Annotated in this window: 24 protein-coding genes; 10 read left to right on the plus strand and 14 right to left on the minus strand. The window is 66.7% G+C overall.

What is annotated here, in order from left to right; all coding sequences use genetic code 11:
• Positions 1-19 precede the first annotated feature (19 nt).
• A complete protein-coding gene (rpsP, locus tag OLX23_RS13395; protein ID WP_264445488.1) occupies positions 20-484 on the plus strand; it encodes a 30S ribosomal protein S16 in 465 nt (154 codons plus the stop codon).
• Between the two features lie 5 nt (positions 485-489).
• On the plus strand, positions 490-999 hold the full coding sequence (gene rimM / locus OLX23_RS13400) for a ribosome maturation factor RimM (protein WP_264445489.1): 510 nt from the start codon (positions 490-492) through the stop codon (positions 997-999).
• On the opposite strand, the gene OLX23_RS13405 is transcribed toward rimM, so the two are convergent.
• Positions 993-1,160, minus strand: coding sequence for a hypothetical protein (locus tag OLX23_RS13405; RefSeq protein ID WP_264445490.1), 168 nt, complete (start codon positions 1,158-1,160; stop codon positions 993-995). The two genes, rimM and OLX23_RS13405, sit on opposite strands and share 7 nt — an antisense overlap.
• A gap of 180 nt (positions 1,161-1,340) precedes the next feature.
• Here OLX23_RS13405 and trmD point away from each other — a divergent pair, with 180 nt between their 5' ends.
• The 3 genes from trmD to OLX23_RS13420 all read left to right on the plus strand — a co-directional run bounded on the left by trmD (position 1,341) and on the right by OLX23_RS13420 (position 3,605).
• A complete protein-coding gene (gene trmD, locus OLX23_RS13410) occupies positions 1,341-2,087 on the plus strand; it encodes a tRNA (guanosine(37)-N1)-methyltransferase TrmD (RefSeq protein ID WP_264445491.1) in 747 nt (248 codons plus the stop codon).
• On the plus strand, positions 2,084-2,452 hold the full coding sequence (rplS, locus tag OLX23_RS13415) for a 50S ribosomal protein L19 (protein WP_264445492.1): 369 nt from the start codon (positions 2,084-2,086) through the stop codon (positions 2,450-2,452). The genes trmD and rplS overlap by 4 nt, the downstream gene beginning before the upstream one ends.
• A 127-nt stretch (positions 2,453-2,579) precedes the next feature.
• Positions 2,580-3,605, plus strand: a complete 1,026-nt coding sequence (locus OLX23_RS13420; protein WP_264445493.1) for an aspartate-semialdehyde dehydrogenase — start codon at positions 2,580-2,582, stop codon at positions 3,603-3,605.
• 196 nt (positions 3,606-3,801) lie between these two features.
• On the opposite strand, the gene OLX23_RS13425 is transcribed toward OLX23_RS13420, so the two are convergent.
• Complete coding sequence (locus OLX23_RS13425; protein ID WP_264445494.1) at positions 3,802-4,452, minus strand: hypothetical protein; 651 nt, start codon at positions 4,450-4,452, stop codon at positions 3,802-3,804.
• Positions 4,453-4,640: 188 nt separating this feature from the next.
• Between OLX23_RS13425 and OLX23_RS13430 the strand changes: the two genes are divergently transcribed.
• The 3 genes from OLX23_RS13430 to OLX23_RS13440 are packed head-to-tail and all read left to right on the plus strand — an operon-like array spanning position 4,641 to position 7,739.
• Positions 4,641-5,087, plus strand: a complete 447-nt coding sequence (locus OLX23_RS13430; protein ID WP_264445495.1) for a GFA family protein — start codon at positions 4,641-4,643, stop codon at positions 5,085-5,087.
• A gap of 11 nt (positions 5,088-5,098) precedes the next feature.
• Entirely contained in the window at positions 5,099-5,854 is a 756-nt protein-coding gene (locus OLX23_RS13435; RefSeq protein ID WP_264445699.1) for an alpha/beta fold hydrolase, read from the plus strand.
• 37 nt (positions 5,855-5,891) lie between these two features.
• Positions 5,892-7,739 carry a M2 family metallopeptidase gene (locus OLX23_RS13440; RefSeq protein ID WP_413629850.1) on the plus strand — a complete coding sequence of 616 codons (1,848 nt, stop codon included), beginning with the start codon at positions 5,892-5,894 and terminating at the stop codon, positions 7,737-7,739.
• Between the two features lie 23 nt (positions 7,740-7,762).
• Here OLX23_RS13440 and OLX23_RS13445 read toward each other — a convergent pair whose 3' ends face one another.
• The 6 genes from OLX23_RS13445 to OLX23_RS13470 form a co-directional block, all read right to left on the minus strand.
• Entirely contained in the window at positions 7,763-8,116 is a 354-nt protein-coding gene (locus tag OLX23_RS13445) for a DUF3060 domain-containing protein (RefSeq protein ID WP_264445496.1), read from the minus strand.
• A 67-nt stretch (positions 8,117-8,183) separates the two neighbouring features.
• Positions 8,184-8,375 carry a hypothetical protein gene (locus OLX23_RS13450; RefSeq protein ID WP_264445497.1) on the minus strand — a complete coding sequence of 64 codons (192 nt, stop codon included), beginning with the start codon at positions 8,373-8,375 and terminating at the stop codon, positions 8,184-8,186.
• 94 nt (positions 8,376-8,469) lie between these two features.
• Positions 8,470-9,210 carry an SDR family oxidoreductase gene (locus OLX23_RS13455; RefSeq protein WP_264445498.1) on the minus strand — a complete coding sequence of 247 codons (741 nt, stop codon included), beginning with the start codon at positions 9,208-9,210 and terminating at the stop codon, positions 8,470-8,472.
• Positions 9,211-9,229: 19 nt separating this feature from the next.
• The gene (locus OLX23_RS13460; RefSeq protein ID WP_264445499.1) at positions 9,230-10,174 is read right to left on the minus strand and encodes a LysR family transcriptional regulator; all 945 of its coding nucleotides are present in this window, start codon (positions 10,172-10,174) and stop codon (positions 9,230-9,232) included.
• 43 nt (positions 10,175-10,217) lie between these two features.
• Complete coding sequence (locus OLX23_RS13465) at positions 10,218-11,696, minus strand: acyl-CoA reductase (RefSeq protein WP_264445500.1); 1,479 nt, start codon at positions 11,694-11,696, stop codon at positions 10,218-10,220.
• Positions 11,696-13,084 (minus strand): hypothetical protein, encoded by a 1,389-nt coding sequence (locus tag OLX23_RS13470; protein WP_264445501.1) that lies wholly within the window; start codon positions 13,082-13,084, stop codon positions 11,696-11,698. Before OLX23_RS13470 ends, OLX23_RS13465 begins: the two co-directional genes overlap by 1 nt.
• A 185-nt stretch (positions 13,085-13,269) precedes the next feature.
• Between OLX23_RS13470 and OLX23_RS13475 the strand changes: the two genes are divergently transcribed.
• Complete coding sequence (locus tag OLX23_RS13475) at positions 13,270-15,438, plus strand: TonB-dependent siderophore receptor (RefSeq protein ID WP_264445502.1); 2,169 nt, start codon at positions 13,270-13,272, stop codon at positions 15,436-15,438.
• 12 nt (positions 15,439-15,450) lie between these two features.
• On the opposite strand, the gene OLX23_RS13480 is transcribed toward OLX23_RS13475, so the two are convergent.
• Complete coding sequence (locus tag OLX23_RS13480) at positions 15,451-17,001, minus strand: acetolactate synthase large subunit (RefSeq protein WP_264445503.1); 1,551 nt, start codon at positions 16,999-17,001, stop codon at positions 15,451-15,453.
• Between the two features lie 170 nt (positions 17,002-17,171).
• Between OLX23_RS13480 and OLX23_RS13485 the strand changes: the two genes are divergently transcribed.
• Positions 17,172-17,507 carry a hypothetical protein gene (locus OLX23_RS13485; protein WP_264445504.1) on the plus strand — a complete coding sequence of 112 codons (336 nt, stop codon included), beginning with the start codon at positions 17,172-17,174 and terminating at the stop codon, positions 17,505-17,507.
• 5 nt (positions 17,508-17,512) lie between these two features.
• On the opposite strand, the gene OLX23_RS13490 is transcribed toward OLX23_RS13485, so the two are convergent.
• From OLX23_RS13490 to OLX23_RS13510, 5 genes are all read right to left on the minus strand, one after another.
• Complete coding sequence (locus tag OLX23_RS13490) at positions 17,513-18,088, minus strand: DUF308 domain-containing protein (RefSeq protein WP_264445505.1); 576 nt, start codon at positions 18,086-18,088, stop codon at positions 17,513-17,515.
• A gap of 116 nt (positions 18,089-18,204) precedes the next feature.
• Positions 18,205-18,849 carry a DUF1109 domain-containing protein gene (locus OLX23_RS13495; RefSeq protein WP_264445506.1) on the minus strand — a complete coding sequence of 215 codons (645 nt, stop codon included), beginning with the start codon at positions 18,847-18,849 and terminating at the stop codon, positions 18,205-18,207.
• Positions 18,839-19,450 carry a sigma-70 family RNA polymerase sigma factor gene (locus tag OLX23_RS13500; protein WP_319641317.1) on the minus strand — a complete coding sequence of 204 codons (612 nt, stop codon included), beginning with the start codon at positions 19,448-19,450 and terminating at the stop codon, positions 18,839-18,841. Before OLX23_RS13500 ends, OLX23_RS13495 begins: the two co-directional genes overlap by 11 nt.
• Before the next feature lie 90 nt (positions 19,451-19,540).
• Positions 19,541-20,179: an Isoquinoline 1-oxidoreductase subunit gene (locus OLX23_RS13505; RefSeq protein ID WP_264445507.1), complete on the minus strand. Its 639-nt coding sequence runs from the start codon at positions 20,177-20,179 to the stop codon at positions 19,541-19,543.
• A complete protein-coding gene (locus tag OLX23_RS13510) occupies positions 20,176-22,332 on the minus strand; it encodes a xanthine dehydrogenase family protein molybdopterin-binding subunit (RefSeq protein ID WP_264445508.1) in 2,157 nt (718 codons plus the stop codon). Before OLX23_RS13510 ends, OLX23_RS13505 begins: the two co-directional genes overlap by 4 nt.
• Position 22,333 lies beyond the last annotated feature (1 nt).

The following is a 22,333-nucleotide window of genomic DNA, read 5'->3' on the forward strand; positions in this document are numbered from 1 at the left end:
TGATAGAAAGGTAAATCCTATGTCCGTTTCCATTCGTCTGTCGCGTGGCGGTTCCAAGAAGCGCCCCTACTACAAGATCGTCGTCGCCAACAGCCGCGCCCCGCGCGACGGCAAGTACCTCGAGCAGGTCGGCACCTACAATCCGCTGCTCGCCAAGGACGACGAGAACCGCGTGCGTCTGGTCGAAGATCGCGTGAAGTACTGGCTCGGCGTCGGCGGTCAGCCGACCGACCGCGTCGCGCGCATGCTCGACAAGGCCGGCATCCAGGAGCGCGCCGCCACCGTGAACCCGAAGAAGGGTGAGCCGGGCCAGAAGGCCAAGGATCGCGCCGAAGAGAAGGCCGAGAAGCTGCGTGAGGCCGAAGAGGCTGCCGCTGCTGCCGCCGCCGCTCCCGCGGTGGAAGAGGCTCCGGCCGCTGAAGAAGCTGCTCCCGCTGAGGCTCCGGCCGAAGAGGCTGCTGCCGAAGAGCAGACCGAGGGCTGAACCCCTTGTCGGATCGTCCCGTCACGCTCGCTGCCATAACCGGTGCGCATGGTGTGACGGGCGAGGTCCGTCTCAAGCTGTTCGGAGAAGGCGTGGCGGCGCTCAAGCGCTACCGCGCCTTCAACGATTCCAGGCTCACGGTGAAAAGCCTCAAGGATGACGGCAAGGGCGGCGCCATCGCCCGTTTCGCCGAAGTGCCGGACCGTACCGCCGCCGAGAAGCTGCGCGGCACCGCGCTCACCGTTTCGCGTGCGGAACTGCCGGAATTGGCCGAGGGCGAATATTACCACGCCGATCTGCTGGGTCTGCCCGCGGTCTCGACCACCGGCGAAGTGCTCGGCACCTGTATCGCGGTCGAAAATTTCGGCGCCGGCGATGTGATCGAGATCGAGCGTCCGGCGGGCGAGGACGGCAAGCGCGGCAAGCGTTTCATGGTGCCGATGCGGGCCGAAGCCGTGCCCGAATGGAGCGCCGAGCGAGGCCTCGTCATCGAGGCCGCCTACGTCGATCAGTAGGCCTTGCGATCGCTACCGCGCGACGCATTCCATGGCGCGGACCACTGCTGGCGATGCAGCGCTTCGAAAGGCAGCATGATCGTGCGAAGCCAGGACATGTCCGCCGTGGCCCGCGCGGTCGGTTCGGTTGCATACAAGCAAGGCTGATAGGACTGGGTCATGTCGGTTCCCCGTGGTCTTTTCCTGATGCATGATCAGGTAGGGGCAGGGGTAAGCCGGGTCCAACAAAACGGCGCGCTGAAATCATCAGCCTGACTTTTGTTTTTGGTTTCTGTTCCGTGCTTTTTCGTACGGGATCGACAAGCTGGGCGTAGACCATCGCCGATGATAGAGACCCTTGCATGACCTTCGCCGCCACCGTTCTCACGCTCTATCCCGAGATGTTCCCCGGCCCGCTCGGCGTCAGCCTGGCCGGGCGTGCGCGCGAGCAGGGGAAGTGGACGCTCGATGCCGTGCAGATCCGGGACTTCGCGATCGACAAGCACCGCACGGTGGACGACACCCCCGCCGGCGGCGGCGCGGGGATGGTGCTGCGCGTCGACGTGCTTTCGGCCGCGGTCGACCATGCTCTCGCGAACAATCCCGCGGCCCCGGTCATCGCCATGACCCCGCGCGGTAAGCCGCTGACGCAGGAGCGTGTGCGCGAACTCGCCGAAGGTCCGGGCGTGACGATTCTCTGCGGTCGGTTCGAGGGATTCGATGAGCGGATCTTCGCCGGGCGACCGGTCGAGGAGGTGTCGATCGGCGACATCGTCCTGTCGGGCGGCGAATGCGCCGCGCTGATGCTTCTCGACGCTTGCATTCGGCTGCTTCCCGGCGTAATGGGCGCGCCTTCCAGCGGGTCCGAAGAGTCGTTCGAGAACGGCCTCCTCGAGTATCCGCACTATACCCGACCCGTCGAATGGGAAGGGCGCACGATCCCCGAAGTGCTGCGATCGGGGGATCATGCGAAAATCGCGGCCTGGCGGAAACACCAGGCGGAAGTCGATACACGGTTACGCAGGCCGGACCTTTGGGAGCGCCATACGGGTGCTCGGGTTCAGTCTGCCTCTGGCGCGCGGCGTGAAAATAAGGACCAGGGTCAATGAACCTGATTCAGCAGATCGAAGCCGAGGAAATCGCCAAGGCTGCCAAGGATATCCCGACCTTCCGCCCGGGCGACACCGTCCGCGTCGGCGTGCGCGTCGTCGAAGGCGAGCGCACCCGCGTTCAGGCCTACGAAGGCGTCTGCATCGCTCGCGCGAACAAGGGCATCGGTTCGAACTTCACCGTTCGCAAGATGTCGTTCGGCGAGGGCGTCGAGCGCGTCTTCCCGCTCTATTCGCCGAACATCGACAGCATCACCGTCGTCCGCAAGGGCGTCGTGCGTCGTGCGAAGCTCTATTACCTGCGTGGCCGCACCGGCAAGCGCGCTCGCATCGCCGAGCGTCGCGACGTCAAGGTCGAGGCGTAAGCCACGGCCGACTGAGCCTCTCAGTCAGCGTACAGATCGAGAAGGCCGGCTCCCGCATACGGAGACCGGCCTTTTCCTTGTCCGGCCCGTTCCTATCTAGGGCCCTCTTGCTTCAGGGAATACCATCATGGGTTATCGGGTAGTGGTCGTCGGCGCGACGGGCAACGTCGGGCGCGAAATGCTGAACATCCTCGCCGAGCGCGAATTCCCCTGCGACGAGATCGCCGCGGCCGCCTCGTCGCGTTCGACCGGCGACGAGCTCGAGTACGGCGACACCGGCCGCATGATCAAGGTCAAGAACCTCGAGCATTTCGACTTCACCGGCTGGGACATCGCGCTGTTCGCCGCGGGCTCGGAACCGACCAAGATCCACGCCCCGCGCGCGGCCGCCGCCGGCTGCGTGGTGATCGACAATTCGTCGCTCTACCGCATGGACCCCGACGTGCCGCTGATCGTGCCCGAGGTGAACCCCGAGGCGATCGACGGCTACAAGGCCAAGAACATCATCGCCAACCCCAACTGCTCGACCGCGCAGATGGTCGTCGCGCTCAAGCCGCTGCACGATGCCGCCAAGATCAAGCGCGTCGTCGTCTCGACCTATCAGTCAACCTCGGGCTCGGGCAAGGCGGGCATGGACGAACTGTTCGAGCAGAGCCGCGCGATCTTCGTCGGCGATCCGGTCGAACCGAAGAAGTACACCAAGCAGATCGCCTTCAACGTGATCCCGCACATCGACAGCTTCCTCGACGACGGTTTCACCAAAGAAGAGTGGAAGATGGTCGTCGAGACCAAGAAGATCCTCGATCCCAAGATCAAGGTCGTCGCCACCTGCGTGCGCGTGCCGGTCTTCGTCGGCCATTCCGAAGCGATCAACATCGAGTTCGAGGACGAGATCTCGGCCGAGCAGGCGCAGGACATCCTGCGCGAGGCGCCGGGCGTGATGCTCGTCGATAAGCGCGAGGACGGCGGCTACGTCACGCCGATCGAATGCGTCGGCGACGGTGCGACCTACGTGTCGCGCGTGCGCGAGGATCCGACGGTCGACAACGGCCTGGCGCTGTGGTGCGTCGCCGACAACCTGCGCAAGGGCGCTGCGCTCAACGCCGTGCAGATCGCTGAACTGCTCGGTCGCCGGCATCTCAAGAAGGGCTGATTAGAGCCGGAGACAAGCCCACCGCCGCTCACCCTGGCCTTGTCGAAGGGTGCTGACGCGACCGCCGTGCATGGTGCTTCGACAAGCTCAGCACGAGCGGGTTTGGGAATTCTCCCGGGGGGCCTACCAAAAACGAAATCGGGCCCGCTCCTCCTGGGGGGCGGGCCCGATCCATTTGGTGAGCTAGGCTGTCGCCTTAGTTCACCGCCTGCTTGATCGTCGTCGTGGTGGTCGTCGTCGCCGGTGCGGGGGCCGGGGCGCGACGCGCGGTGGTCGTCGTGGTCTTGCGCGTTACCGTGCGCGCGGCGCGGCGCGGTGCGGGTGCCTGGGTGGTGACCGTGGTCTCGACCTGCTGGTTCTGCTGGGCGATCAGCGCCGAGCGCGCGGCATTGGCGTCGGCGGCCGAATTGGCCGCCTGCTGCTGCGCCATGTCGGCCCGGGCGCTGGCATGCGCGGCCTGTTCCTGCGCGGCCGCGGCCTGCTGCTGGGCGACCGAGACGTCGGCGTCGCGCGCGGCATTGGCATCGGCGACGGCCATGTCCTTGCGGCGCTGCAGCTCGCCGATCGTCGCATCGGCGAGCGCAGAGGCGTGGATCGCCTCGTCGATCGAGGTCGACTTGTTGCCCGCGTTCAGGCTTTCCTTGGCGCGGGCGAGTTCGGCCCGGGCCTCGGCATGACGCGCCGGCAGTTCGGTGGCCGAGCCCATCTGCTCGGCGGTGGTGATCTTGGCTTCGGCGGCGGCGATGGCCTGGCGCGCGCGGTCGGCCTTGCCGGCATAGGCCGGCGATACGGTCAGCGCGAGGGCGGTGGCGGCCATCAGCGGCGCGATCAGAGTCTTGCGAAACATGGCATTCTCCTCGGAATAAGGCACGGGCGCTAGGCCTCGAATGCCCCCTGGCCGATCAACCGTTTGCCGCACGCGCTGTTCCGGGCCGTTCAACGTCTCGTCGCAGCCCTCGCTTCGGTTCGACCCGGGTTCATCGCGCGGCAAGCTTGGCGATTGCCGCCGGGTGGCGCAGGTCCTAGGCAAGGCGCATGAGCAAGACCCTGACCGGCGGCTGCCAGTGCGGCCGCATCCGCTACAGCGTCGCCCTCGAAAACGACGAGGCCTATCTCTGTCATTGCCGCATGTGCCAGCGCGCGACCGGTGGTTTCGCCGCGGCTTTCGCCCAAGTGCCGCTCGCCGGCCTGACCTGGGAGCGCGAGCCCGACTGGTACCAGAGCTCGCCGATCGCGCACCGGCCGTTCTGCTCGGCCTGCGGCACGCCGCTCGGCTTTGCCTTCCTCGAGGGCGACGACAAGATGGACCTGACCGTGGGCAGTTTCGACGATCCCTCGGGCTTCGCGCCGATCCTGCACTCGGGTTCCGAGAGTCTTCACGAGGCCTGGCTGGACATCAAGGATCTGCCACGTCTTTACAGCAAGGACATCGAAAGCGTCGCCAGCCGCTGGAAGGCGGCAGGCCTGGAGGTACCCGAGTGAGCGAACCCAAAGTGCACGACCAGCGTGTGGAATTTGTCGAAAGCGTCGGTGGCGCCAGGCTCGCCGTGCATCGGATCGGGGCAGGGCGGCCGGTGCTGCTGCTCCACGGCCTGTTCTCGAGTGCCTTGGTCAACTGGATCAAGTTCGGCCACGCCGCCAAGCTCGCCGAGGCCGGTTTCGAGGCGATCATGCCCGACCTGCGCGCGCATGGGCAGAGCGATGCGCCGCACGATCCCGCGGCCTACCCGTCCGACGTGCTGGTGCAGGATGCGCTTAAGGTGGTCGAAGCACTCGGCCTGACCGACTTCGACCTTTGCGGCTTCTCGCTCGGCTCGCGCACCTCGGTGCGGGCGGTGCTGGCGGGCCTCGAGCCGCGCCGGCTGGTGCTCGGCGGCATGGGGCTCGAAGGGCTCGACCAGTGGGAGCGGCGCAGCGGCTTCTTCATCGGCGCGATCGACCGCTTCGACGAGATCAAGCGCGGCGATCCCGAATATGTCGCGCAGCAGTTCATGAAGTCGCAGAAGGTCGATCGCATCGCGACGCGGCTGCTGCTCCAGTCGGTCGACGACACCCGCGCCGAGCAATTGCGCGAGATCACCATGCCGACCCTCGTGGTCTGCGGTGCCGAGGACCAGGACAACGGCTCCGCCCCCGCGCTGACCGAGGCACTGCCCCAAGGCACCTATGTCGAGGTGCCGGGCACGCACATGTCCTCGGTGACCAAGCCCGAACTCGGCGATGCGATAGTGCGCTTCCTGTCGGCGTGACTTCGCGCTAGTTCTGCTGACATAACAGAAAGCAGAAATGAGGTCTGCCACTATGCTCAAGTTCGTTTCGACCGCGGCGCTGACCCTGGCGCTCGCGGCTTCTCCGGCTTTCGCGCAGGACAAGCCCGCCGCACCGGCGCCCCAGCAAGCCGGGCCGCAGACGCCGCAGACCTTCGTCAAGGAGGCCGAGGCGGCCTACGGCAAGGCGCTGATCGAAGGCGCACAGGCCGATTGGGTCTATGCGACCTACATCAACCAGGACACCGAAGCCCTGACCGCGCGCGCGGGTGCCAAGCTGACCGAACTGCAGGTGGCGAATGCCATCCAGGCGGCGAAGTTCGCGAGCGCCAAGGGCCTCGACTACGACACGACGCGCAAGCTCGATCGCATGCGCACCCTGATCGTGCTGCCCGCGCCGACGCGGCCCGGCGCGGCCGAGGAACTGGCGACACTCGGCGCGCGGCTCCAGGGTATCTACGGCAAGGGCCGCGGCACCCTGAACGGCAAGCCGATCAACGGATCGGACATCGAGGCGGCCATGGGTACGAGCCGTAACCCCGATGAACTCAAGGAGATGTGGACGAGCTGGCACGACAATGTCGGCAAGCCGATGGCGGGCGACTATGCCAAGCTCGTCGATCTGGCCAACCAGGGTGCCAAGGAACTCGGCTATGCCGATACCGGCGCGCTCTGGCGCTCGAACTACGACATGACGCCCGAGGCCTTCGCCGCGCTCACCGAGAAGCTGTGGAACGAGGTCAAGCCGCTCTACGAACAGCTCCACTGCTACACCCGCACCAAGCTCAACGAGCGCTACGGCGACGCCGTCCAGGCCAAGACCGGGCCGATCCGCGCTGACCTGCTAGGCAACATGTGGGCGCAGGAATGGGGCAACATCTACGACGTGGTCGCCCCGGCGGGCGCCGGCGACATCGGCTACGACACGACCAAGCTGCTCGAAGCCAAGGGCTATGACGCGAACAAGATGGTCAAGGCGGGCGAGGGCTTCTTCTCCTCGCTGGGCTTCGCGCCGCTACCCGAGACCTTCTGGCAGCGTTCGCAGTTCACCAAGCCCGCCGACCGCGAGGTGATCTGCCACGCCTCGGCCTGGGACATCGACAATGTCGACGACCTGCGCATCAAGATGTGCATCAAGGTCAACGGCGACGATTTCACCACGATCCACCACGAACTCGGCCACAACTATTACCAGCGCGCCTACAACAAGCAGCCCGCGCTCTATCTCGATGGTGCCAACGACGGCTTCCACGAGGCGATCGGCGATACCGTCGCGCTGTCGATCACGCCCGAATATCTGGTGCAGATCGGCCTGCTCGACCGCTCGCAGGTGCCCAGCGCCGACAAGGACATCGGCCTGTTGCTGCGCCAGGGCATGGACAAGGTCGCCTTCCTGCCGTTCGGCCTGCTGATCGATCGCTGGCGCTGGCAGGCTTTCTCGGGTCAGATCAAGCCCGCCGACTACCAGAAGGCCTGGACCGACATGCGGCTCCAGTACCAGGGCATCGTCCCGCCGTCGGATCGGCCGGCCGATGCCTTCGATCCGGGCGCCAAGTACCATATCCCGGCCTCGACGCCCTATACGCGCTACTTCCTCGCGCGGATCCTACAGTTCCAGTTCTACGAGGCGGCGTGCAAGCAGGCCGGCTGGCGCGGGCCGCTGCACCGCTGTTCGTTCTATGGCAACAAGCAGGTCGGCGATCGCCTCAACGCGATGCTGACGATGGGCGCCTCGAAGCCCTGGCCCGATGCGCTCCAGGCCTTCACCGGCAGCCGCGAGATCAGCGGCAAGCCGATGATCCGCTACTTCGCGCCGCTGACCAAGTGGCTGCAGGAGCAGAACCGCGGCAAGACCTGCGGCTGGTGATCACCGTCTCGGCGGCGCGGGGGCTAACGCCCTCGCGCTGCCGATATGCGATTGCCCGCACCGCTGACGCGCAGCTGCGGCTTGCTGCCATCGGGCGTAGTCCAGGTCACGCGGTTGCTCGCGCCCTCGATGTGGATCACGCCCTTGGACGCAAGCTCGACGTGAACCTCGTTGTCGGCCCCTTCGATCACGACCTGGCTGCAACGGCCGGTCACGGTCATGACATTGCTGGCGCCTTCGATCCGGGCGACACCGCCGTCACAATCAAGCTCGGCATGCTCGCCGGCGCCCTCGAACTGGGCTTGCGCGGCGGCAGGAATGGTTGTGGTGAGCGCAAAGCCGGCCAGGCAGAGATAGGCGAATTTGCCGAAGGTCATCGAAGTCCTCTCCTTGATCGGAGAAGAGGCTAGGGCGTTTTGGCGGGCGCCGGAATGACGCGCTCGCTCATCCCGTCGCGAACGTGGGCCGGCGTGACGGCTTGAGCTTCCAGCCATCGCAGGAGGGCTCGCCACAGCGGCACGGGTTGACCCGGAACGAGCGGCTACCCAGCCGCAGCAGGCCATCGGCAATGCTGAAATTGTCGATGCCGAGCGAGCGAATGTAGGCGCTCAGCGATTCTCGTTCGTTTGCGTCCATGGCGATAGGATCGCCAAAAAATTGTGCAGTGCAACATTGGGCGCGCCGTCGTGTTCGACGTTCGCGATCAGCCGATGGAATCGCCAACGTCGGGTCAGGTGTTGGCGGCGCCGTTGGCGAGGATTTGCGCGCCCGAGACCCAGCTCGCTTCGGGCGAGGCGAGGAAGGCGATGACCGCGGCGATCTCGCCCGCCTTGCCGATCCGCTTGAAGGGAGAAGCATTCTCGAAGAAGGCGCGATGCGCGCTCGAATTGTCCATCATGCCCGGGCTGGTGGCGCCGGGGATGACCGTGTTCACGGTAATGCCGCGTGCGCCGAGTTCGCGGGCCCAGCTTTCGGTGAAGCTCTCGACCGCGCGTTTCGCTGCCGAATAGAGCCCATCGCCGGCCATGGGATACTTGGCCAGGCTGGAGCTGAAGTTGATGATCCGCCCGTTGTCGCGCAGCCGCGAGGCCGCTTCGCTGGCGACGTAGAGCGGCCCCAGCATGTTGACCCCGACGATGGTCTCGACCTGGGCATCCTTCAGGTCCGCCAGCTTGCCGCCGCCGCTGATGCCCGCGTTGTTGACGACGATGTCGAGGTGCCCCGGCATGCGATCGATCGCGCGAAACAGGTCGGCCACTTCGGCGCGCTTCGCGATGTCCGCGCGATAGGCGAAGGCGGTGCCGCCGCGGGCCTCGATCTCGGCGACGGTATCGTCGGCACCGGCCTTGCTGCTCGCGTAGTGGACGATGATCGTCGCGCCGTCGTCGGCCAGCCGCAGCGCGATCTCGCGGCCTATGCCGCGGCCGGAGCCGGTCACGAGTGCGACTTTGTCCGAGAGAGGTTTTTCCATGTGACGTTCCGTTCTGGTTTCAGCGCAAAGCGGCTTCAGGGTCTGCTTCCCAAGCGCCTTTTGCGATCAGCGAGGCCATGATCTTGACCGTGAGATCTTCGATCCGGGCCGATGCGTGGGTGACGACCTGGGCGGGATTGCGCACGAGGCTCAGCGTTCGCCTGAGCTCGCCGTTGCCGAGGCGCGCAAAGCTCAGCCGGCCGTCGAACAGCTCGTCGCGGACGGCGGGCTTCGACAGGATCGTATAGCCGTGGCCGTTGGCGACGAGTTCGGCGATCGTCGCCACGGCGTCGATCTCGTGCTTCACGCGATATGTGAAGCCGTGGCGCTGGGCCTCTCCATCGAGGAACTTGCGCAAGCCGTGCGGCTGACCCAGCGTGACCAAGGGATAGTCCTGCAGATCGGCGAGCGAGACCGTCGCAACACTCTGCTGGCCGCTGGCGAAGCGCCCGGCCGGGCCGATCAGGAACATCTCCTCGGTCGCAAGGCGCCGCGTCGACAGATGCCGGATCGGCCCGAGGTCATAAAGGATGCCCAGGTCTACCCGGGCATCGTCGAGCCAGCCGCGGATCTGCCCCGTGGTGGCTTCGACCAGACGTACCTCGGTATTCGGTGCATGCTGGATCACCGCTTCGACCAGCTCCACGCCGAGCAGCCGATTCATCGAATAGGGCATCGCGATGATCGCCTGACCGCTGGCGGCGGCATTGGTTGCCTGGACGTCCTCCAGCGCCTGGTCGATGCCGCGCAGGATATGCCGCGCATGCTCCTGGAAGATGCGCCCCGCCTCGGTCACCGTAACGCCGCGCGCGGTGCGGTTGAACAGTTGGAAGCCGACTTCGTCCTCAAGCCGCAGGAGCTGCTGGCTCAGCGAGGGCTGCGCAATGCCGAGCGATTCCGCCGCCCGGCTGATCGAGCACAGGTCGGCGGTTCTCAGAAAGCTTCTGAGATGGCGGGTGTCCAAGGCTCTCGATCTCCCACTCTCGATCTTGGGTATCGCCAGGCTTCTACTCGGCGGCGACGCTCAGCGCCATTTCATGCGATGCGGGGCGCATGTCCACAACCCAGCGCACGTTGCGGCGCATGGGTTCGATACCGTCGTGCGGCGAGCCCGGCGGCATGTGGTGCGAGTTGGCATAGACCGTCATCGGATCGCCGCCTTCGAGCGCGACCAGGCGCTGGACGCCGGCGAGGGCGAAGGCATCGCGCAGGCCTTCGCGCCGGCTTTCGGGGAACAGGCCGACCGTCTGGGTGGTGTCGTCGCACCATTTGAGCACGTCGGTGAGGTCGTCGACCGGGACGATGTTGACCACGCGGTTGTTGAGCTTGTCGAAGAACTCGACGCGGTCGTTGAACTTCGAGACGACGAAGCCACCGTTCAACGTGTCGCCCTCGACGTGATAGAAATCGTCCTCGAGCGCGACGGCTTCCATCTCGGCCTCGAGCTCGCGGTTGCGTTCGACGAAGGGGATCGAAAGCAGCGGCGGCAGCTTGGCATAGGCCGCGACCATCTTGCGACCGAGTTCGACGACCTGCGCGATGCTGTCCTCGTCGGTATCGCTCTCGACGTAGACGATCCGCGTGTTGGCGCAGGCGGTCTGGTTGTAGAAGCCGGCGAGCGTGGCGAGGCCCACCGCCGCCTCGTCCATCGCCGCTTCGCTGGCGAAGACTTCGCGGCCGACCATCGACATCGAATACTTGGGATTGAGCGCGGTCAGGTCGATGCCGGGGCTCAGGAACTTCTGGATATGCTTGACCGAGCTCATGCCGCCCCAGGCCGTGATCTTGTCGATGCGGCTGGTGCGGATGATCTGCGAATCCATGAATTCGTCGCCACCCTTCCAATAGGCGACGGCGATGTGCCGGGTCAGCGGATGATCGGGGGCGAGCTCGATCAGGGTGCGGGCGATGGCATTGGCGGTCAGCGGGTCGTTCGACGGCGCCTTGATCAGGATGTCCGACTTGGTCAGTCCCGCGCGGACCACGGTGAGTGCGGCGACCACGGGCACGTTGCCCGCGGTGATGTGCAACTGCCGCGTGCCGACCGCGCGGATCGAGATGCAGTCGTAGGTGCCGCCGCTCGGCACCCAGCCGTCGATATAGTCGAGGCCGATGGTCTTATCGACGAGCGCGGTCATGCCCGCGGGATCGAACATGTGCGGCAGCGCGTCGTAGACGCCGCGCAGGATCGGTTCAGCGAGGCCGCCGGCCTTGAGCGCGAGCTCGAAGCTTTCCTGGAGCAGCGGATTGCCGTCGAGCGTCAGGCGCTTGCCGAGTTCGGCCAGCAGATCGACGATCTGCGCGATCGGCGCGTCGTGGAGATCGCGCATCTTCGCCGTGTCGCCGAGGACGAGATCGTGGACGTGCCGGTGCGGATCGGCCTGGCGGAAGGCCGCGCCGCCGCGGCCCTTGAACTCGACCGCGTGGTCGCCGGGCATGATGATCTTGCCGCGGGCGATGATCGGGATGTCCAGAACCTGGCCCATCATGCCTCTCCCGCAACGAATTCCATGAACTCGTTATAGGCCTGCTGCGAACCCGCGCAGGTGATCTTGTCGTCGCCGCCTTCGTTCTCGGCGAAGCGGCGGATCGTCTTGCCGACGCGCGGGCTGTCCCAGCCGCAATCGCATTTGCCGTCGTAGTGGACGGTGACCTCGTCACCCGAGGTGAAGCCGCCCCAGTAGGACTGCGGCACCAGGTCGACGAGCACGAGGCGGCCCTTCTGCGCGCCCTCGCGCGGTAGCGCCTCGCCCTCGGGACCCATCAGCAGGGGCACCGAATAGGGCGGCAGGTGGAAGAAGCCGGCTTCGCAGAGCGGCGCGTTGCCGATGCATTCGGAGAAGCCGTACTGGTTGCCCATGCGGTCGACGCCGAAGAACAGCTTGATCTGGTCTTCCCAGTCGTCGGGCGCGTCCTTGTAGCCTTTCATGCCGCCGCCGCCCATGATGACCGAGCCCGGCGCGAAGTCACATTTCACGCCGCGGTCGAGCCCGGCGCGGGCAACGCGGTACATGTCGGCGAAAGTGCCGCCGATCTTCACCCGCTGGCCGCGGTACTTCTCGATCATGCCAGTGAACCAGGCGTCGAGATCGCCGTCGCGCGAGCGACCCTGCATGAGCATCTGCTGGCGCTGTTCGAGCAGCGCCGGATCGAGCCCGAGGCTGGCGACCTCGCCCTTGTCCTCGGCCGACTGCAACCGGCCCGAGAGCGCCATGAGATCGGCCGGAATGTGGGTATCGTAGAGCGTGTGGTAGTTTTCCGCGCCCCCCGCCATCTCCATGTTGAACAGGCTCATCATCTTGAGCATCGTCTGGTAGCCGCCGCGATAGCCCGGGAAGAAGGTCGGCAGCTTGGTGGTCCAGGAATCGACCCCGCTGGCGGCCTGGTTGACGTTGAAGAAGTGGAACTTCCACGGGCCGAACTCGTCGTAGCTTCGCGGCACGAAGGAGAGCTTGCCCGTGGTGCCGCTCGAATAGGTGACCAGCATGCCATAGGCCTCGAGCCGTCCCAGCCATTCCTCGATGGTCCTGAGCCCGGTCAGGTCGACCCGGGTCAGATCGTGCGCGGTCAGCTTGTCGAGCCAGCCCGTCAGCTTGGCGAAGTCGCGGTTCTCGATGATCTGGATCGGATAGTTCTTGAGCACGCGGTGATCGAAGCAGACCGGGAGCAGATCCTCGATCCGGTCGATCGTCTCCACGCCCTGGCGGTCGGCCAGCTTCTTCAGCGCCGGGATCCGATCGCGCAGCCGGCGAAAGGCGATACGTGCGGCTTCGAGCTGCAGCTTCTCGCGCTCCTCGCGCGGGATCGCCATGAGATCGTCCCAGGACCGATAGGTCCAGGCGGCGGCATTGTCGGGCAGCAGGCTGATGGCCATCGCGGTTTCCTCTCTCGCGTTATGGCGACGGGATACCGCGGCCGCAGAGACGCGAGAAAGCTGCAATCCGTCTCGGAGCTAGAGGGAAAACCTATCGCTGGGGTGAGGTGTTGGCAATATTGCTATTGAGAATCGTTTGCGAATCGATCCGAGCGTGGCTAAGGGGCGCCGCACGGAGGGCATCTATGACATTTTCGCTATTGGTTTTGGCGGCCGTTGCGGCCGGTGCGGATACGACCGACGATCAGGCGCGCGACACGATCGTCGTGAACGGCAACCGGGACGAGACGAGCGAAGGGACGGACAGCTACACCGTCTCGTCGATGCGCACGGCCACCCGCCTGCCTCTGTCGATCCGCGAGACCCCGCAGTCGGTGACCGTGATCACGCGCCAGCATCTCGACGACCTGCAGATGACCAATATCACCGACGTCGCGCGGCTGACGCCGGGCCTGTTCCTCAACGTCAGCAACGGGCCGGGGCGCCCCGCCTTCAACGCGCGCGGGTTCGACATCGACAACGTGATGTATGACGGCATTCCGAGCCGCTATCAGGGCTACGTGGTCGGTCTGCAGACCAACCTGGCGATCCTCGACCGGGTCGAGGTCGTGCGTGGGGCCACCGGTCTCATCACCGGCAGCGGCAATCCGTCGGCTGCGATCAACATGGTCCGCAAGCGGCCGCAGCGCAGCTTCGCGTTGGGGCTGACCGCCGCGGCGGGATCCTGGGAAAATTACCGCGGCGAGATCGACCTCGGCGGCCCGCTGACCGCCGACGGCTCGCTGCGCGCCCGCGCCGTGGGCAGCTATCAGGACAGTTCCAGCTTCCGCGATGGCGAGGTGATCCAGCGCGGCATCGGCTATGGCATCGTCGAATACGACGTCAGTCCGGCGACGATGCTGATGGCGGGCGTCAGCTATCAGGACGATTTCTACAACAGCTTCTGGGGCGGCTTGCCGCTGAGCGCCACGGGCCAGCACCTCGACCTACCGCGCTCGACGCGCCCGTCGAGCGACTGGGAAGGCAAGACGCAGAAGGCGACCACGGCTTTCGGCGAGGTCCGGCAGACCTTGGGCAAATGGCAGCTGCGGCTGGCGGCGATGAAGACCTGGCAGGATGCGATCTTCTCGGGCAGCTATATCTACCGTCGCGACACAGACCTGTCGCTGACCCAATCGATCTACCAGGCCAGCTACGACGAGGGCCAGAGCGGCCTCGACGGCTATCTGGGCGGGCCGGTCACAGTGTTCGGCCGCGCGCACGATCTGGTGTTCGGCGGCAGCCGCCGCGAGACGCGGACGCGCACGCAGAACTATTCGCCCAGCGGCGTGATCGCGCCGCCTTACGTCATCGCCGACATGGCGCAGTTCGATCCGGCCGCCCTGCCGCGCCCGAACTTCCAGCCGACCACGGCGAGCACCAATATCATCACCCAGTACGGCGCCTATGCTTCGGCCCGGCTCAATCCGGCCGATCCGCTCAAGATCATCCTCGGCGGCCGGCTCGACTGGTATCGCTACGATAACGTCGGCACGGTCACCGGCGACTATCGCGTCAAGGCGAACAAGACGGTCTATGCGGGCGTCCTGCTCGATCTCGACCGCAATCACACGTTCTACGCGAGCTATACCGATATCTTCCAGCCGCAGTCGGCCAAGGGCTTCGCGCCGGACACCGGTTCGCAAGCGATCCTCGCACCGATCAAGGGCAAGAACTACGAGATCGGCCTCAAGGGCGAATATCTCGACGGTCGGCTCAACGCCACGCTCTCGCTGTTCCGCGTCGACCAGACCAACCGCGCGATCGTGCCCGTCGACCAGACCGGTTGCCCGACGTTCCCGGCCGCCTCGTGCTCGGTTCCTGCCGGTCTCGTGCGCAGCCAGGGCTTCGATGCCGAACTCCAGGGCGAACTCGCACCCGGGCTCCAGGTCTCGCTCGGCTACAGCCACGTCCGCATCCGCTATCTCGAGGGCGTGAGCCCGACCGACAAGACCGACAAGTTCGATACCGACTATCCCGAGCACATCGTCAAGCTGTCCTCGACCTATGCCCTGCCAGGGCGGCTCAAGGGGCTCAAGCTCGGCGGCTCGCTCTACTGGCAGAGCGGCATCTACAACGAGAACCTTGGCAGCAACTTCAAGAACATCGCCTTCCGGGTCGAGCAGGGTTCCTATGTCGTCGTCGATCTGATGGCGAGCTATGCGATCAACCCGCATCTCGATCTGCAGCTCAACGTCGGCAATCTGTTCGATCGGATCTATTACCGCGGCGTCGGCTACGACATTCGCTGGGGTTCGACCGACGCCTATGGCGAGCCGCGCAACGTCATGGCGACGATCCGCTACCGGCTCTGAGCAATCCCGGCCTTACAGGCGCACCTCGATCAGTAGCGGCCCGACCTCGCGGGCCGAGTTGATCATGGCCTGGGTAAAGTCCTCGGCGGTCTCGACCGCGACGGAGGGTACGCCCATCGCCTTGGCCATGGCCTGCCAGTCGATCCGCGGATTGTCGATGTCGATCATCGACAGCGCCTGCGGGCCGGGTGCGGGGCCTGCGCCCATGTTCGCATATTCGGCCTTGAGGATCGCGTAGCTGTTGTTGGCGAACACGATCGTGGTGATCGGCAGGCCTTCGCGCGCCTGGGTCCACAGCGCCTGGATCGTGTACATGGCGCTGCCGTCGCCGACCATGCAGAAGGTCCGGCGATCGGGGCAGGCGAGCGCCGCACCTGTCGCGACGGGCGGGCTGTAGCCGATCGAGCCGCCCATGTTGTTGATCATGTCGTGCGGTCGTGCCCCCAAGGTATGGCCCATCGTCTCGCGCCCGGTGGTGAGCGACTCGTCGACGACGATCGCGTTCTCGGGGATCGCGTGGGCCAAGGCGTGGGCGATCGACAGAGGGGCGAGTGCGCCGCTGGGCGCGGCGGTCTCGATGCGCTGCTGGACGAGCGGCGCGGTGCCGGTGGCGCCGAGCACATCGAGCAGTATCTCGAAGGCGAGCGCGCTGTCCTCTTCGGCTTCGACCAGCGGATGGACCAGGGCATCGGGGTTCTTCAGCAGGCTCGGCTGGTCGGGATAGGAGAAGAAGGCGACGGGCTCGCTCGTCTCGACCGTGATCAGGTGCTTGATGTCCTTGAGGAAGGCCAAGGCCGGCGCGACCGAGTAAGGAATGCGCTCGAGCGGTGTGCGCCCGGCGCCGCGCTCGATCCGCGCGGTGAAGAACTGCGAGCCGAGGCGAGCGCCGGTCGCCGCTGCTACCTGGCCGGCCAGCGCCAGTGCTCGGCCGCGCGTCGCCTTGTTGGCGAGGATGATCATGGCGGGCTCGCCCGAGCGCAGCACCCTGGCGACATGCTCGATCCGCGCGGCATCGGGCGCGCGGCGCAGCGGCGCGGCCTTGGCTGGAGTGATCGGCCTGGTGCCGGCGTCCTGCCACGAGGTGTCACCCGGCAGGATCAGGGTGGCGATCTTGCCCGGATGCTCGGAAGCGGCGGCCACGGCGGCGGCGGCGTCCCAGGCGATCGTCGCGGCGCTGTCGGCCCGGCGCAGCCAGTGGCTCAGCGGCCGCGCGAGCCCGTCGATGTCGGACTTGAGCGGCGGATCGTAGCGCAGGTGCGCGGTCGAATGCTCGCCGACGACGTTGACCATGCCCGAGCTCGCGCGGCGGGCGTTGTGGATGTTGGCGAGGCCGTTGGCGAGGCCGGGGCCGAGGTGGAGCAGGGTCGAGGCCGGCTTGTCCTTCATCCGGTACCAGCCGTCGGCCGCGCCGGTGCAGACGCCTTCGAACAGGCAGAGCACGGGCTTGATCCGCGGGTTTTCGAGCGCGGCGAGGAAATGCATTTCCGACGTGCCGGGGTTGGCGAAGCAGACCTCCACACCTTGCTCGGTCAAGCTCTCGACGAGGCTTTCGGCGCCGTTCATGGCCGAGGCTCCGTCCGCGGCTCGCTTCTGGCGATGGCTGTCCGTTCTGTTCGACGCAACGTGACCATGTTCGACTCTCCGTCGGTCATCTTCGCGCGCCTTACGCCAATCCGCCAGCCCGTATCGGGGCCGGCTTGGCAAGCGTGGTCCTGCCGCTGTAGGGGGGCGGCATGGCCCGCAAGAACCGTGATCCCTATGGCGACCTCAACCGCGACGCGGAAGAAGAGGCGCCGCCGCCCGTGCCCTGCTGGCTGTGCGGTCGGCCCACGGGCAGCACCATCGTCTGGCACCATCCCGTGCCCAAGAGCCGGGGCGGGCGCGACGTGGTGCCGATGCACCCGATCTGCCAGCAGACCTTGATCGCCAATTTCACCAATTCCGAACTGCAGCGCCACGGCATGGACGTCGAGGGGCTGCTGCTCAATCCGGCCGTGCGCAAGTTCGTCGACTGGGTGGCGAACAAGGATCCCGATTTCACTGCGCCGCAGGCGAAGAAGCAGCGCTGATCGTCTCAGGCGGGATTCGAATGCCGCAGATCGCTGACGATCAGCGAGATCGTGGAAACGAGGAAATAGAACGCGCCGAAGGCTGCGTAGGGCGCCACGTCGACCGCGCCGGGATGGGCAGTGGCATTGCCCGCCAGCTTGACGAAGGCGCCGCCCGCCAAGGTCGACTGCGCGCCGCTGAGGATCATCGGCCATTGCGCGCTGGCGCCGCGCCAGCGGCGTACCGCGGTCGCAAGCTGGAGCAGGCCCGAGAGCGTGGCCCAGCCGCCGATGACGCCGATCGCGGCGTGCGGATCGGTGGGGGCGAAAAGGCCGACTGCCAGCGCAACGGCGGCACTGGTCGCCATATTCCCGGTCTGTGTGGGATTGGCGCGCAAACCGCCGCTGCGCTTCGCGTCGTAGAAGTTCGCGAGGCTGTCCCAGGTCGGATAGATTGCGAGCAGCACGCTGCCGAAGCCGGGCAGCGATCGGCCGAGCGTGAAGGCGAGTGCGACCCATGCGAACGAGAAGAGCGCGCGCACGGCGTAGTAGCGCTTCAGCCAGCTCCGATCGGACTGCGAGCGCGTGGTGTCCTGATTCATGGTGTCGTGCTTTCGATTGGCCTCGTGAACGCGCGTCCCTTCGGTCCCGGAAGCCGGGACGGACGGCGCCACGAGGCGGGGAGGAAGAGATCGCCGCCTTTGGGGCGGCGCTTCGGCTACAGGCGGAAGCCTTTGGGAAGCAGCCACCGCGCCATGACGGCGACCATCGTGCAGCCGACGCAGTACCAGGTGGCGACGTAGAGCGGGTCGTTGACCGGGCAGCAGAACGCGAAGACCAAGGCGCCCCAGGTTCCTGCGGCCAGCCCGATGGACCAGGCGCTCGTGCGCGGACGCGTCGGCGCCCCGCGGCGCATGAGGAGGGCCAGCATCGCCAGCATCGGCAGCGCGAGTACGGCGATGCACAGGCTGCAGAGCAGGCCGTTCGCGGGCGACAGCCGCTGCAGGATGGTCTGGCCGTCGCCGCCGGCCATCGGATCGATCAGCGCGCCCGCGATTATGGTCAGACCGACGAGAACGGCGACATAGGCGAGATCGCGGCGCGGCTGGGCCGTGGGCGACAAGGACCTGATCGCGACCGCGCCGCTGGCGAGGGCGAGCAGCGCCAGCCCGCCGAGCTTCCACAGCATGTAGGGCGAGCCGATCATCGCTCCCATATCGTCGCGCATCGCGCCGAGGCCCAGGAACAGTCCGAGTTCGACGGCCGCCAGCATGAGCACCAGCGCGGCTTCGCGTGCGACGCTGCGACGCCGGACGGGATCGAGATTGGTCACCAGGCCGGCGATCAGGGCGTCATGCGACATCGTCTTGGTTCTCTATGAGGGTGGCCAGGCGCGCGAGGCCGCGATGGATGTTCACCTTGACCGCGGCGGGTGACTGGCCGGTCTCGCGCGATGCTTCGTCGATGCTGTACCCTTGCAGCTTGACCAGCCTGATGACCTGCGCCTGCGCGGGGCGCAGTTGCTCGATGAGACCGGCGAGTACCGAAGCGCTGGTCACCGCAGTTTCGTGGCCCGTAACGGCCAGATCCTCGGGCAGGGTGTCGCTCGGTCTGCGCTCGATCGCACGGAGCTGATCGATCCATTTGCGCCGCGCGATCGCCGCGAGCCAGGGGCCGAAGGCGTGGCGGGGATCGAACGTGTGCCGCCGTCGGTGGATCGCGAGCAGCGTTTCCTGGACGGCGTCGTCGACCTCGGCATGGGGCAGGCGACGTCCGAAGTAACGCTCCAGCCAGGCGGAAATCTCGCTCAGGAGCCGGCGATAGGCGCCGCCATTGCCGTCTTGCGCAGAGGCCATGAGCCCGGCCCACGCGTCGCGTGGCGCGGGCGCCGGTGATTGGCTGCGTTCGACCGCCTCGGTTTGCGACCGGAATGTCGCCAATATCGCCTGCGGTCGAAGTTGCATGACACCATATTCGGCGAGAAACCGGATTCGGTTACAGCGCGGTGCGATTATTTTTCCAAGGCTTTGCGATGCGTGTGTCGACGCGTGCGATCAGGCTCGGGGACAGTGCGCACCGGTCTTGACCCAGGCCTCGATGAGAGCGCCGAAACCCGCCTGCGTGCCAGGCGCCTTGCTGCGGCCTTCTCCGGGCTCCCAGGCCCAGCCGACCAGATGATCGGTGTTCATGTGCGTGACGATTTGCGCGAGGCTGCGCGATCCGTTGCGCTTGGGATCCTTCAGCTGTTCGCAGATTTGCGGCAGCGTCAGCCCTTGCCAAGCCATTTCGATCGGCGCGAGTTGCCAGTGCGCATTGCCGGGCACGCTGGCGATGCCGGCGGCGAAAGTCCGGCTGTTGTCGGCGCCGTGGCAGGTGGCGCAGGGCAGTCCCTTGGGGCCGTGGTTGCCGTCGCTCGAAACCATGAACGGTACGTGCGGTCGCATCGCGTCGCCTTGCGTCGGCGTGCGCGTGGCCGGATGGCAGTTCAGGCAGCGTGGGCTCTGGATCACCTTGCCCGCCTCGGCGAAGATCGCCGCCGAGCGTTCCGCCTGGTCACGGATGGTGCCGAAGCTGGCCACGCTGCGCAGCGGCCTGGCCGGATCGCCCGGGGCGGGTGCCGTCGCCGACCATGTCGCGCTGGCTGCGGTGACCAGAACGGCGGCGCAGAGCGCGAGGTGCGAGGGCTTGGTCATACGCGCTCCACCATCGATGCGGGCAGCGGCAGTTGATGCAGCGGCTTGCCGGTGGCGGCGAAGACGGCGTTGGCGATCGCCGGCGCGACGATGGCGGTGCCAGGCTCGCCGACGCCGCCGGGATCGTTGCCGTTCTCGATGATGATCACGTCGATCTTCGGCGTGTTGACCATGCGCACCACCGGCTGGTCGTGGAAATTGGATTCGACGACACGGCCATCGGCGATGGTGATGTTCGAATAGAGCGCGGCGGTCAGTCCGAACAGCAGGCCGCCCTCGATCTGCTGGCGTACTACGTTGGGATTGACCGCGATGCCGCAGTCGATGACCGCAGTCATGCGCTCGACCTTGAGCTTGCCGCCGTCCATCCGGACCTGCGCGACGAGGCCCATGTGGCTCCCGAAGCCCGACTGGATCGCCACGCCGCGCGTCGTACCGGCGGGCAGGGGCTTGCCCCAGCCCGTTTCCTGGGCGAGCCGATCGAGCAGCACGGCGATCCGCGACTTGGGCGGCAGCAGGCGGCGGCGGTATTCGACCGGGTCCACACCGGCCTTGGCGGCCAGTTGGTCCATCACCGTTTCGACCACGAAGCCGTTGCGCGTTTCGCCGACGCCGCGCCAGTTGCCGACCAGCAGGCCGTCGGGCGGATCGTTGCGCACGTAGTCGACCATGAGGTTGGGGAATGCGTAGGGCCCGGTCGCGGCATTGGTCGCGTCGACGTCGACGCCGTCCTTCCACAGCAGCGAGGGCAGGAACCAGAGCATGATCGCCGGCGCGACGATCCGGTGATCGAAGGCCAGGGGATTGCCCTTGGCGTCGAGCGCCACGCGCACGCGGCTGTGGTTGTGATAGCGATAGGCGTCCTGCCGCGTGTCTTCCTCACGGCTCCAGACCACCTTGACCGGCGCCTTGACCTGGCGGGCGATGAGCGCCGCCTGGACGATCCATTCGGACTGCAGCCTTCGCCCGAAGCCGCCGCCGATCAGGTAGGAATTCACTTTCACCCGATCTTCGTCGAGCCCGAGTGCCTTGGCCACGTCGATCCGCGCGCGGCCGGGAACCTGGCTGCCGACCCAGATCTCGCAGGCACCATCACGCACTTCGACCGTGCAGTTGAGCGGTTCCATCGCGGCATGGGCCAGCATCGGCATGCGATAGTCGGCCTCGAAGGTGCTGGCCGCGCCGGCGAAGGCCTTGGCGACGTCACCCTTCGTCGCGGCGGTCACGCCCTTGCGATCGAGCGCGGCATCGGCCTGCTTGACGAGGGCCTCGGTCGACAGGTCGGTCAGCCCGCCGTCCCAGTGGGGCTCGAGCATGGCGAGGCCCTTGCGCGCGGCGCCGGTATGGCGACCGACCACGGCGACGGCATTGGCCAGCCGCACGACCTGGGTGACGCCGGCCACGGCCAGCGCGGGCTTGTCGTCGACCGCGCCAAGCTTACCGCCGATCACCGGGCTGGCCTGGACCGCGGCATAGACCATCCCTGGCCGTCGCACGTCGAGCCCGAACACCGCCGAGCCATCGACTTTCGCGGCGCTGTCGACACGCGGGGCTGCGGTGCCGATCACCTTGAAGCCGCCGGTCTTGACCGGAGGATCGGCGGGGACGGGGACCGAGGCGGCCGCTTGCGCCAGCTCGGAGTAAGCCAGGCTCCGCTTGCTCGCGGCATGGTGGACGCGGCCATCGGCGACGGTGCAGGTGGCTGCGCCGACGCCCCATCGGCGGGCGGCGGCCTCTACCAGCATGATCCGGGCTGCGGCTGCGGCCTTGCGGATCGGCATCCATGATCCGGCCAGGCTCGCCGAACCGCCGGTAATCTGCTCGCCGAGGACGGGATGGGCGTAGAGCTTGTTGTCGCCCGGCGCGAGTACGGTCTTGATCGCTGCCGGCGCCACCGCCAGTTCCTCGGCCGCGAGCATCGCGATCGAGGTCATCGCGCCTTGCCCCATCTCGGCGTAGGGCACGGTCGCGGTGATCGTGCCGTCGCCGCCGATCGCCAGGAACGCGTTGGGCCGGAACGTGGCTTCGGCGGCCATTGCGGTGCGTGGCGCCAGCAGCGGGAAGCCCAGGGTCAGGCCGCCGGTGCCGGCGAGGCAGACCGCGAGGAAGCGGCGCCGGTCAGTGGTCATGGCGGCGTTGGTCGGAGCCTTCATG

The organism is Novosphingobium sp. JCM 18896 (assembly GCF_025938095.1).
Lineage (GTDB): Bacteria > Pseudomonadota > Alphaproteobacteria > Sphingomonadales > Sphingomonadaceae > Novosphingobium.

Bases quoted from the DNA above. Each gene is read 5' to 3' on its own strand.
- rpsP (WP_264445488.1), top strand. From the start codon at position 20: ATGTCCGTTTCCATTCGTCTGTCGCGTGGCGGTTCCAAGAAGCGCCCC.
- OLX23_RS13405 (WP_264445490.1), bottom strand. From the start codon at position 1,160: ATGACCCAGTCCTATCAGCCTTGCTTGTATGCAACCGAACCGACCGCG.
- trmD (WP_264445491.1), top strand. From the start codon at position 1,341: ATGACCTTCGCCGCCACCGTTCTCACGCTCTATCCCGAGATGTTCCCC.
- rplS (WP_264445492.1), top strand. From the start codon at position 2,084: ATGAACCTGATTCAGCAGATCGAAGCCGAGGAAATCGCCAAGGCTGCC.
- OLX23_RS13420 (WP_264445493.1), top strand. From the start codon at position 2,580: ATGGGTTATCGGGTAGTGGTCGTCGGCGCGACGGGCAACGTCGGGCGC.
- OLX23_RS13425 (WP_264445494.1), bottom strand. From the start codon at position 4,452: ATGTTTCGCAAGACTCTGATCGCGCCGCTGATGGCCGCCACCGCCCTC.
- OLX23_RS13430 (WP_264445495.1), top strand. From the start codon at position 4,641: ATGAGCAAGACCCTGACCGGCGGCTGCCAGTGCGGCCGCATCCGCTAC.
- OLX23_RS13440 (WP_413629850.1), top strand. From the start codon at position 5,892: ATGAGGTCTGCCACTATGCTCAAGTTCGTTTCGACCGCGGCGCTGACC.
- OLX23_RS13445 (WP_264445496.1), bottom strand. From the start codon at position 8,116: ATGACCTTCGGCAAATTCGCCTATCTCTGCCTGGCCGGCTTTGCGCTC.
- OLX23_RS13450 (WP_264445497.1), bottom strand. From the start codon at position 8,375: ATGGACGCAAACGAACGAGAATCGCTGAGCGCCTACATTCGCTCGCTC.
- OLX23_RS13455 (WP_264445498.1), bottom strand. From the start codon at position 9,210: ATGGAAAAACCTCTCTCGGACAAAGTCGCACTCGTGACCGGCTCCGGC.
- OLX23_RS13465 (WP_264445500.1), bottom strand. From the start codon at position 11,696: ATGGGCCAGGTTCTGGACATCCCGATCATCGCCCGCGGCAAGATCATC.
- OLX23_RS13470 (WP_264445501.1), bottom strand. From the start codon at position 13,084: ATGGCCATCAGCCTGCTGCCCGACAATGCCGCCGCCTGGACCTATCGG.
- OLX23_RS13475 (WP_264445502.1), top strand. From the start codon at position 13,270: ATGACATTTTCGCTATTGGTTTTGGCGGCCGTTGCGGCCGGTGCGGAT.
- OLX23_RS13480 (WP_264445503.1), bottom strand. From the start codon at position 17,001: ATGAACGGCGCCGAAAGCCTCGTCGAGAGCTTGACCGAGCAAGGTGTG.
- OLX23_RS13485 (WP_264445504.1), top strand. From the start codon at position 17,172: ATGGCCCGCAAGAACCGTGATCCCTATGGCGACCTCAACCGCGACGCG.
- OLX23_RS13490 (WP_264445505.1), bottom strand. From the start codon at position 18,088: ATGAATCAGGACACCACGCGCTCGCAGTCCGATCGGAGCTGGCTGAAG.
- OLX23_RS13495 (WP_264445506.1), bottom strand. From the start codon at position 18,849: ATGTCGCATGACGCCCTGATCGCCGGCCTGGTGACCAATCTCGATCCC.
- OLX23_RS13500 (WP_319641317.1), bottom strand. From the start codon at position 19,450: ATGCAACTTCGACCGCAGGCGATATTGGCGACATTCCGGTCGCAAACC.
- OLX23_RS13505 (WP_264445507.1), bottom strand. From the start codon at position 20,179: ATGACCAAGCCCTCGCACCTCGCGCTCTGCGCCGCCGTTCTGGTCACC.
- OLX23_RS13510 (WP_264445508.1), bottom strand. From the start codon at position 22,332: ATGAAGGCTCCGACCAACGCCGCCATGACCACTGACCGGCGCCGCTTC.